At 60.7% G+C, this 9,693-nt stretch carries 9 protein-coding genes; all 9 read left to right on the forward strand.

From position 1 onward, the window contains the following. Nucleotides 1-67: 67 nt before the first annotated feature. Nucleotides 68-1,030: a nucleoside 2-deoxyribosyltransferase gene (locus tag NUW23_01945; GenBank protein MCR4424942.1), complete on the forward strand. Its 963-nt coding sequence runs from the start codon at nucleotides 68-70 to the stop codon at nucleotides 1,028-1,030. Next, on the forward strand, nucleotides 1,027-2,277 hold the full coding sequence (locus tag NUW23_01950; GenBank protein MCR4424943.1) for an MFS transporter: 1,251 nt from the start codon (nucleotides 1,027-1,029) through the stop codon (nucleotides 2,275-2,277). Before NUW23_01945 ends, NUW23_01950 begins: the two co-directional genes overlap by 4 nt. Further along, nucleotides 2,274-3,539, forward strand: coding sequence for a hypothetical protein (locus NUW23_01955; protein MCR4424944.1), 1,266 nt, complete (start codon nucleotides 2,274-2,276; stop codon nucleotides 3,537-3,539). Before NUW23_01950 ends, NUW23_01955 begins: the two co-directional genes overlap by 4 nt. A gap of 69 nt (nucleotides 3,540-3,608) precedes the next feature. Continuing rightward, nucleotides 3,609-4,811, forward strand: a complete 1,203-nt coding sequence (locus NUW23_01960; GenBank protein ID MCR4424945.1) for a phosphopentomutase — start codon at nucleotides 3,609-3,611, stop codon at nucleotides 4,809-4,811. Further along, on the forward strand, nucleotides 4,808-5,731 hold the full coding sequence (gene rbsK, locus NUW23_01965) for a ribokinase (GenBank protein MCR4424946.1): 924 nt from the start codon (nucleotides 4,808-4,810) through the stop codon (nucleotides 5,729-5,731). Before NUW23_01960 ends, rbsK begins: the two co-directional genes overlap by 4 nt. Nucleotides 5,732-6,022: 291 nt before the next feature. Continuing rightward, complete coding sequence (locus NUW23_01970) at nucleotides 6,023-6,994, forward strand: helix-turn-helix domain-containing protein (protein ID MCR4424947.1); 972 nt, start codon at nucleotides 6,023-6,025, stop codon at nucleotides 6,992-6,994. Between the two features lie 15 nt (nucleotides 6,995-7,009). Then, on the forward strand, nucleotides 7,010-8,035 hold the full coding sequence (locus NUW23_01975; GenBank protein ID MCR4424948.1) for an alcohol dehydrogenase catalytic domain-containing protein: 1,026 nt from the start codon (nucleotides 7,010-7,012) through the stop codon (nucleotides 8,033-8,035). Between the two features lie 29 nt (nucleotides 8,036-8,064). Next, nucleotides 8,065-8,856 (forward strand): 3-hydroxy-5-phosphonooxypentane-2,4-dione thiolase, encoded by a 792-nt coding sequence (gene lsrF, locus NUW23_01980; GenBank protein ID MCR4424949.1) that lies wholly within the window; start codon nucleotides 8,065-8,067, stop codon nucleotides 8,854-8,856. Between the two features lie 2 nt (nucleotides 8,857-8,858). Further along, a partial coding sequence (locus NUW23_01985) for an ATP-binding cassette domain-containing protein (protein ID MCR4424950.1) occupies nucleotides 8,859-9,693 on the forward strand: 835 nt, incomplete at its 3' end.

A 9,693-nucleotide genomic window follows, 5' to 3' on the forward strand; every position in this document is an offset into this window, starting at 1 on the left:
GGAGGCCGTGGAGCTGGCGCGGAGGACTGGGGAACGGGTGTGAGCCGTGTGCCGAGAGGAGACGAAAATGCGAATCTACTACGCGAGGCCGATCTTCACCCGCTCCGAACACGAGTTCAACACAAAAGTGGAGAAGCTCGTGGACGAGGCGGGAATCAGCCGGCAAAGATGGGGCGGCACAAAGGAGAACGCCACCCGCACCAGGGCGAAGAGGGTGTTTGACAACGACTATGCCGGCCTCGAGGAGGCTCAGGCTATGCTCGCCGTCTTGAGTGGGACGGAAGTCGACGATGGGACGGCCGCGGAGATCGGAATCTTCCACGCTCTTATGCGGGCGGACAAGGGCAAAAAAGGCATCGTCGCGGTGTTGGACGACTGGCGCACCGACACTGAGAACCCGAAGTTCGAGGGGAGGGGCCTGAGCTATTCGATATTGGGCTGTCTACGGAGATCGGGTGTGATAGTCCAGACAGTCGAGGATGGGATCGAGAAGCTCCGGGAGTGGGATAGGGAGCTCGAGGCTTCAGCCCCGACGCCCGAGGCATCGTGTGCAGTTGACGAGACTGGTGAGCCAGCAAGACTCGTCTACCTCACCGGCCCTCTGTATACCCCCTACGCGCGGCGACACATCGCCGAATGTGCTCAGGCCCTGCGGGAGAGGGGCATGGAGGTCTATGTCCCTTCCGGGCGGGCCGAAGCGCGCCCCACGCTCACGCCTGAAGAGGTGTTCGACCAGGACGCCGCGGCGTTGTCGCGCGCGAAGGCACTCGTGGCTGTAATGGACGGTGCACAAGTCGATGACTCGGTGGCCATGGAAATCGGCATATTCTGCGTGCTGCTCAGGCGAGACCCTGCGAAGAAAGGAATGCTGGGCCTGATGACGGACTCCCGCGGCCTGCGCTGGCGAGACAACGAGTTCGGGACCAACCTCTTCGTTGCTGGGATCATACACGAGTGCGGCCGCATCATGGACGATTTCGACGGGCTCGCCGGGCAGCTCGATGCCTGGATGAAGGAAGTCTTAACATGACACGCGTTGTTAGGAGCGCGTCTGACTACATGAGACGGGTGCGCGGGCTGGACCAAAGCATCGGTCTGTACTTCGCCGCGGTGGCGTTGAGCAGTATCGCGCTGGGTATATTCAGCGTCGCTTTCAACCTGTACATCCTCTCTGTCGGGATCGGCGAGGGCAAGCTCGGCGCGATTGTCGGCGCAGGCCCCTTTGCTACGGCGCTTGTGGCGATCCCCGTAGCCTTCGCAGCGGAGATCATCGGCTACAAGAGGAGCTTCTTGATCATTCTGGCCATTACCGGGGCCACGCAGCTCGCCCGGGTGGCCACGGCTAGTGTGCCCGTGATACTCGTGGCCGCCTTCATAAGCGGGCTCGGCTCCGCGGGCGAGTTTGTGGTGAAGCTCCCGTTTCTTGCAGACTACAGCGACGCCTCGAACCGGACCCTCGTTTTCAGCTTGAACACCCTGCTGACTAGTGTGGCCACAGCCGTCGGCACGGTTCTCGCCGGGTACATGCCGAATATGGGGCGCCTCGCCTCGTTCGACCTCAGCCTGGCGTACCGGTACACCTTGTACTTCGCGTCTGCGTTGAACCTGCTTGGGCTGGTGCCTTTGTGGTTCATCAAGGCGAGGAAGCCGAAAGAGAGGAAGACCATAAGCCTCGGCCCTTACCTTTGGGGAATAGACAGGCGCACGGTGAAACTGGCATGTATGTCATTGTTTCGCGGCCTGAACATGGGGTTCGTGAATCCGTTTCTCAACATCTACTTCATCAATCATCTGGGCACTACCCGGGAGTTTTTCAGCAACATCTCGGCGCTCGCGATAATCCCGATCATGATCGGAGTCGCCCTGGGGCCGCACCTGGCGAAGCGCATCGGCAATGTGCGAGCCATTACAGTGCTGCGTTGGGGCATACCTGTTCCCGCCCTGGTGATGGCTCTCACGACCAACCCGATCACTGCAGCAGTTGCCGAGTGGGTCCACCGGGTGGCCTCGATGATGGAGACGCCCTTGTCGTTTGCTTACTCCATGGAGGTGGCCACGGAACGGACCAGGGCGGCGACGGCAGCGTGGCTTCATGTCACTTTTGTGCTGGGAACGGCTGCGGCCGCTCCGATCACTGGCCTCTGCCTGGCCCAGGCCAACTACCGGCTTCCATTCTATCTGTCTGCCGTGTCCATGGCTACAGCGGGCCTGTTGAATGAGGTGTTTTTCGGGGTGCGCGCGGCGCGGCAGCGGATGCAGGAGCGGACAGCAGCATGAGTCGAAGCGGAGGGGTGAAGATGATAAAGGTTAACGTCGTTCCTTTTACGTCTCTGCGAGGAAACAGAGAAGCTACACAGGATAGGGTGTTGCAGCTCTTCGGGGAAATCGAAGTCCTTCCAGGGCTCGAGTGTACGCTGGTGGATCCCAATGAAAAGCAGCCTGAGGCGGACGTCACCGTACTTCTGGCGATGGGCGGCGGGATCGAGCCCAGGATGCTGCCGTTCATAGAATGCATGGACGAGCCGGCATTGATCCTCGCAAGGCCGGCGGGGAACGCCCTTGCGGCAGCGCTCGACGTCCTCGCGATCGCAAACGGGGCTGGCCGCCCAGGCCGGATCGTGCAGGCGACAGAAGGATGGCAGGATGAGCTCAGTGAGCTCATCGCGGTTTTCGCCGCCGGTGCCAGGTTGAAGGGAAGGCACATCGGGGTCATCGGAACCCGGGCGATCGAGGTCATGGACGTACTCCGCCTGACGATCCAGGTCAGGAAGGTTTGGGGCCCTCGCCTCGTTCATATGGAGATGCAGGAACTGATCGATGGTATAAGGAGCGTGGACCCTGCTCAAGCCAGGCAGAGAGCAGAAGAGTTCGGCAGGGGTGCCTCCAGGATCGTCGAGCCAGACCAAGAGACACTCGTCGGGGCGGCGCAGATCTACTTGGGCCTGCGCCGGGTGGTCGAGAGCCGGCGCCTGAATGCGGTCACGGTCAAATGCTTCGACCTCATCCCGGTCCTTGCCAATACCGGATGTTACGCGCTGGCCCGGCTGAACGAAGAGGGAATCCCGGCAGGGTGTGAGGCGGATGTCCTCTCCACTCTTGGCATGCTGTTTATTCGCGAACTGACAGGCCTTCCGAGCTTCATGGCGAATCCAGTGGTCATAGATCCGGGTTCCGGGATGATCACCCTTGCCCATTGCACCATTGCGCGGAACATGGCCACCTCATACATTATCCGGTCTCACCTGGAGTCTGGGCTGGGTGTGGGGATCCAGGCGGACCTCAGTCCCGGTCCCGTGACGATTGTGAGGCTGGGCGGTGGGAGGCTGGACCAGGTGTTCGCGGCGCGTGGCGACCTCAGTGGATGCGGCTTTAGGGATGACATGTGCAGAACTCAGCTTATGATAAAGCTGTCGGATCCCGAGACCGCCAGATCGATTCTGTCCCGGCCCCTGGGCAACCATCACCTGGTCGTGGCTGGGGACTGGTTGAAGAGAATCCGCGAGTTTCAATCTATCTTCATGCGAGCGGACGGGGTCTAGCGGACACGCCCTGGGCTCGGTTGGATCCCTGGAGTACAAGGAGGCAGTTACTTGGTGAGTGCAGGCATTGTGGACAGAGTCATCTTGATCGTCATGGATAGTGTGGGCATCGGGGCCTTGCCCGACGCCGACTCTTTCGGAGATGTGGGCAGTGACACGTTGCGCAACACAGCCCGCGCGGTGGGAGGGCTCAACCTGCCCTTTTTCTCTCGCCTTGGCCTTGGGAACCTGGCCCAGGGTTTCGGAGAGCCGATCCTGGGTGTGCCCGCTGTAGAGGCGCCACTCGCCGCATTCGGCCGGATGGCGGAGAAATCCTCCGGGAAGGACACGACGACAGGCCACTGGGAGATAGCAGGCATTATCCTGGACCGGCCGTTCCCGGTCTACCCGGATGGTTTCCCGCCCGAAGTCATCAGTGCCTTCGAAGATGCCATAGGCACCAGGACTCTCGGCAATAAGCCGGCCTCGGGAACGGAGGTCATCAAGGAGCTGGGCGATGAGCATGTGAGAACTGGGTTCCCGATCGTCTACACCTCCGCGGACAGTGTGTTCCAGATCGCTGCCCACGAGGACGTGATTCCCGTGGAGAGACTCTACGAGATGTGCCGGATCGCACGGTCATTGCTTGCCGGTGAGCACGGAGTCGGGCGTGTCATTGCCCGCCCGTTTGTGGGCACGCCAGGCAAGTACGTAAGGACTGAGCGGCGCAAGGACTTCTCCATCAAGCCCCCACGGAGGACCCTGTTGGACTTCATCGGGGCGGCTGGAATGGACGTGACCGGGGTAGGCAAGATCGAGGACATATTCGCATTTCAGGGCCTCACCCGCTCGGACCATACCGGCAACAACGAAGAAACGATGATGGCTGTAACGAGGCTGGTCCAGGAGGACAGCAAAGGTCTCATCTTCGCGAACTGCGTCGACTTCGACATGCTCTGGGGGCACCGCAATGATGCGCGGGCGTATGCGCGGGGCCTGGAGGAGCTAGATGGGATGATTGAAAACCTCACCGGGGTCCTCCGTGACCGGGACGTGCTTGTCGTCACGGCGGACCATGGTTGTGACCCCACGACACCGAGCACGGACCATTCGCGAGAGTACGTTCCGCTACTTGTCTACGGAAAGACCGTCAGGCCTGGCGCGTTTCTCGGCACCCGCGCCTCGTTTGCCGACCTTGGGCGGACGATTGCAGACCTGCTCGGGGTGGAGGCAGATATCTCGGGCGAGAGCTTCAGAGATGCGATCCTGAAAGGAAGTGTGCCATGTCTATGATCGTGGTTTTGGGAAGTCTCAATATGGATCTGGTCACCAGAGTCTCCCGACTCCCAATGAAGGGGGAGACCCTCACTGCACTTGGATTCCACACAGTCCCGGGAGGCAAAGGAGCCAACCAGGCCCTTGCCGCCGCCAGGCTCGGGGCAGATGTCAGGATGATCGGCCGAGTGGGACGCGATGCTTACGGTGAGATGCTTCTGGCGAACCTGTGCGCGGACGGGGCGGATGTCTCGCACGTGGTATTGGACTCGAGCGCTCCGACGGGGATGGCCTTCATTACCGTGGACACTGCCGGGGCAAACACCATCGTTGTCTACCCCGGCGCCAATGCCCATTGCTCTGAGGAAGATGTGGACGCCTGTCGCAGCTTGATCAGTGGCGCCCGGGTTCTCATCGCTCAACTTGAAATCCCAGTTGAGACAGTGGAGTACGCATTTGAGCTCGCCCGGGCCTCGTCGGTCATGACGATCCTGAACCCGGCGCCCGCGCGGAAGCTGCCCGCGGCTCTTCTGGCCTCCACTGACCTCTTGATTCCGAACGAGGTTGAAGCTGGCCTCCTCTCCGGGATGCCGGTTTCCGACCCGGACAGCGCACTGCGTGCTGCGGCCCACCTACGCGAGCAAGGCCCTGCGCGGGTAGTGATCACTCTGGGGTCGAAGGGGGCTATCTACGCCGGGCCTGAGGGGACCATCCACGGTCACGCTTTCAGGGTACAGGCAGTCGATTCAACGGCTGCCGGAGATGCATTCATCGGCGCGTGGGCCGCTGCGTGGACTCGCGGTGCCGCGATTTCGGAGAGCCTACGGTATGCCTCAGCCGCCGGTGCGGCGGCAACCACCACTGTCGGCGCGCAATCCTCGTTGCCCAGGCCCGAGCAGGTTCTCGCCCTCTTGGAGCAGCGTTCGCCATCGGATTAACTTAAGGCAACTTCAGATTGAGCCGGCCCCGGCGTTCTTCCGGAAGGAGGCTCTCCGCAAGGACGTGCCGCTCGAGAGCATGTAGTCATCTGATCAACCTAACGCCCAAATACTGCCTGCATCCCGCTTCCGGCAAGGCTCTGCGCATCTAGCCTGGCCGCCTGGTCAGCTTCTCTTGCTCACCCAACCTTCAGTCGCGTGCACCTGGCCCCCTGTGCCACTGGTGGAGTCACGTAACACCCTTGACAATGCGAGGGCGAGCAACTAGAATGTGTGTGGGAGGGAAAATCTTTGCCGCAAAAATTTGCACAGCCCTTTGCCGATGTCGAAACCAGGCTTGCGATGGCTCTCTGGGTTGCGGAGCGCTACTACTTGCACAGACAGAGCCAGAAGGACATCGCGCGTGAGATGGGGTGTTCCATAGCCACTGTCTCCCGCCTGCTCAGGATGGCCGAAGATGAAGGCATTGTCCGGATACATATAGAGAAGCCGGCCGCGAGGGCGACAGAGGCGGAGCGGGATCTGTGCGAGAGGTTTGACCTGAAGGCGTGCCGAGTGGTGGGGGCCCCAGCGGATGGCTTGCTTGCCAAGAAGATCATTGGCGCTGCGGCGGCTCAGCTCATCGCGGAACTGGTCTCTGACGGAGACATCGTGGGGCTGTCCTGGGGGGTCACCATGCGAGAAGTGGTGAACTCTCTGCCCTCCCACAGGCGGCACGTGAGTCTAACTGCCGTCCCTCTCATAGGCGGGCTCGGTCAGGTCAAGCCAGAGCACCAGGTTAACGACCTTGTGCACGCATTCGCCGAGTGCTTCCAGGGCAACTGCATGATGTTGCACGCACCGGCTCTCTCTGATCACGAGTCCACCGTGGCGCTGCTCCTCAAGGAAGCTCCTATCTCCCGGGTGGTCGGCATGTGGGAACACCTTACCATGGCAGTGGTAGGCATAGGGGAGAGCCCACCAACGTCCCCGATGAGGAAGACCGGATACTACGACGACACAGAGCTCGAAGAGCTCATAAGAGTCGGAGCCGTTGGTGACATATCCGGCAGGTTCTTCGACTGCAACGGGGTGGAGTCGCCTGCCTCAGCGAACCGGAGGCTCTTGTCGATCCCGTTCCCAACTCTCCGGGCAGTGAACTACCGTGTCGGGGTTGCAGGTGGACCCGCCAAGATCAAGGCGATTACGGGCGCCCTCCGGGGCAGCCTCATCAACATCCTGGTGACAGATTCCACTACAGCGCATGCTCTTATCGCACAATGACCGAGGAGTGAGATCATGAAGGTTGCCGTCTACTACGGGCCCGGCAAGATGGAGATCGAGGATTGGCCCGTGCCTCCAGTGGAGGACCGCGACATCCTCATCAGGATCCGCACCAGCATGGTTTGTGGGACTGACGTGAAGACGTTTCTCAGAGGGCATCCTCTGTTCAAACCTCCGACAGTACTCGGCCACGAGTTTGCGGGAGAGGTCGTTGAGGTCGGCGCAGCAGTCCGCTCGGTAGCCCCTGGGGACCGAGTCACGGTGGCTCCTTTCATCAGTGATGATGTCTGCTTCTACTGTAGGGCAGGGTTGAAGGAGCTGTGCCCGTCTAGACGCTATCTGAGCAACGGGGCGTTCAGTGAGTATGTGAAGATAGACGAGGATTACGCCCGGACGGGCCTGGTCAAGTTGTCGTCGGATGTGACGTGGCAGGAGGGAGCCTTGACAGAGCCCATCGCCTGCGTGGTCAACGCTGTATCCGACCTGCACATCACTCCAGGCGACACTGTGGCGGTAGTGGGAGCGGGTCCAATGGGGCTGCTCAATGCTCTCATCAGTAGGGCATCTGGCGCAGGCAGTGTTGCCGTCCTGGAGATCGACGCCGGCCGCCGGGCGATTGCAGGTTCGATGGGTTTCATCACTGTGGATCCTGGCTCAGAAGATGCCGTGGCGCGCATAAAGTCTCTCACGGACGGACGTGGGTCGGATCAGGTGATCCTTGCAGTGGGATCTGCCTCACTGATCCCGGACGCCATGGCGCTTGCCAGGCCCGGGGCGAAAGTGATGCTCTTCGGAGGGTTTCCCCAGGGCGAGAGTGCGCGATTCAACCCGAACCTCGTCCACTACCAGCAAGTATCCGTCATTGGGACCTCCGGATTCACCCCGGAGGATTTCGCCCACGCAGGCAAGCTCGTCAACTCCCGGGCCTTTGATCTTCGCCCGCTCATCACGCACAGATTCCGCATTGACGAGATAAGGAAAGCCATCGAGACTGCGGCAAGCACAGAGAGTCTCAAAGTCGAGATTGCGTTGGACGAGTGACGCGACCTCGGAGGGAGGTGGATTGAACCATGACACTGGGAAAGGCAAACCGGCTGTCGAGGATCTTCAGACCTGATGATGGGATGAGCGTGATGCTCGCCCTGGACCACGGGATGGCTCTCGGGCCTATCAAAGGTATTGAGAAGCCGGCGGATACTATCGCGCCCCTGGCCCCGTTCGTTGATGCGCTGATGGCCACGAAGGGCGTCATTGCCAGGGCTTTCGAGCCTGATGGCCGGGTGGGAGTAGTCCTAAGAGCCTCCGGTGCCGCCACCATCGCCGGCCCTGACCTGACGAACGAGGGTCTCACGGCCACTGTGGAGGAGGCCATCAGGCTGAGCGCAGATGCCGTTGCCACCTCCATATTCGTCGGCACACCCAACGAGCGCGAGACAATCGAAAACCTTGCGCATCTTGCGGGAGAGTGCTCAAGGTACGACATCCCCGTCCTCGCCGTTACCGCTGTGGGAAAAGACCGTGAGAAGCAATTTGACGCCAAGTACCTCGCGCTGGCGTGCAGAGTGGCAACTGAGCACGGAGCTGACCTGGTCAAGACCTACTTCACTCCGGAAGGATTTGACTCAGTGGTTGAGACTTGTGGCGTGCCCATAATAATCGCCGGTGGCCCCAAGCTCGAGACCGAGGTCGATGTTCTAAGGCTAGCAAAAGCTGCTGTGGGGCAAGGGGCGAAAGGTATCGACATGGGCAGGAACGTCTGGCAGAGCCCGAATCCGGTTCTGATGGTCCGCGCACTCCGTGCCATCATTCACGAGGGGGCCACTACAGAGCAGGCAACCGAGATCCTGGGTGAGGTGATCTAACAGTGTCATCTGCCCTCCTGGAGATGAGGCAGATATGCATGGAGTTCCCCGGAGTGAAGGCCTTGCACAACGTGGACCTCGTGCTGAACCGAGGCGAGATCCACGCGATCGTGGGGGAGAACGGGGCCGGGAAATCCACCCTCATCAAGATCCTCGCCGGGGTTCATAGGCCCTCTTCTGGGACCATACTGCTCGATGGCCAGAAGGTGCACATAACGGCCCCTCATGATGCACTGGCCAGGGGGATCGGCGTGGTCTACCAAGATCGGGCCCTTGTGCCGTTCCTCACAGCGGAAGAGAACATGCTCCTGGGCCGGGAGCCAACCCGGTTTGGCGTTCTGGATCGCGCCGCGATCAAGGCCCGCGCGACGGATACCCTGAACATGATGGGGTTATCCGTCCCCCTCGATAAACCTGTTTCCGACATGCGGGCGGGAGACCAGCAACTGGTGGAGATAGCCAAGATCGTGATGCTTGAGCCGAGGATCATGGTTCTGGACGAACCAACTGCTCCTTTGAGCCGACATGAGGTGGAAGCCCTCTTCAGCCTGCTCGGGCGGTTTCGGGACCGAGGCATCGGCATCATCTACATCTCTCACCATCTTGACGAGATATTCCAGATCGCTGACACCGTGACGATCCTGCGCAACGGGGAAGTCGCCGCCACCGGGCCGACGTCTTCGTTCACCAAAGAAACGATGATAAGGCACATGATAGACCGTGACCTCAAACAGCAGTACGTAAAAGAGACCGTGGAGATCGGCGAGGAAGTCCTTCGGGTCGATAACCTGACGTCTTCGGAGGCTGGGATTACCGACGTCTCCATTTCCGTTCGGG

It is taken from the genome of Bacillota bacterium, assembly GCA_024655925.1.
In the GTDB taxonomy this organism is placed as follows: Bacteria; Bacillota; DTU025; order DTU025; family JANLFS01; genus JANLFS01.

Bases quoted from the DNA above. Each gene is read 5' to 3' on its own strand.
- NUW23_01945 (MCR4424942.1), top strand. From the start codon at position 68: ATGCGAATCTACTACGCGAGGCCGATCTTCACCCGCTCCGAACACGAG.
- NUW23_01950 (MCR4424943.1), top strand. From the start codon at position 1,027: ATGACACGCGTTGTTAGGAGCGCGTCTGACTACATGAGACGGGTGCGC.
- NUW23_01955 (MCR4424944.1), top strand. From the start codon at position 2,274: ATGAGTCGAAGCGGAGGGGTGAAGATGATAAAGGTTAACGTCGTTCCT.
- rbsK (MCR4424946.1), top strand. From the start codon at position 4,808: ATGATCGTGGTTTTGGGAAGTCTCAATATGGATCTGGTCACCAGAGTC.
- NUW23_01975 (MCR4424948.1), top strand. From the start codon at position 7,010: ATGAAGGTTGCCGTCTACTACGGGCCCGGCAAGATGGAGATCGAGGAT.
- lsrF (MCR4424949.1), top strand. From the start codon at position 8,065: ATGACACTGGGAAAGGCAAACCGGCTGTCGAGGATCTTCAGACCTGAT.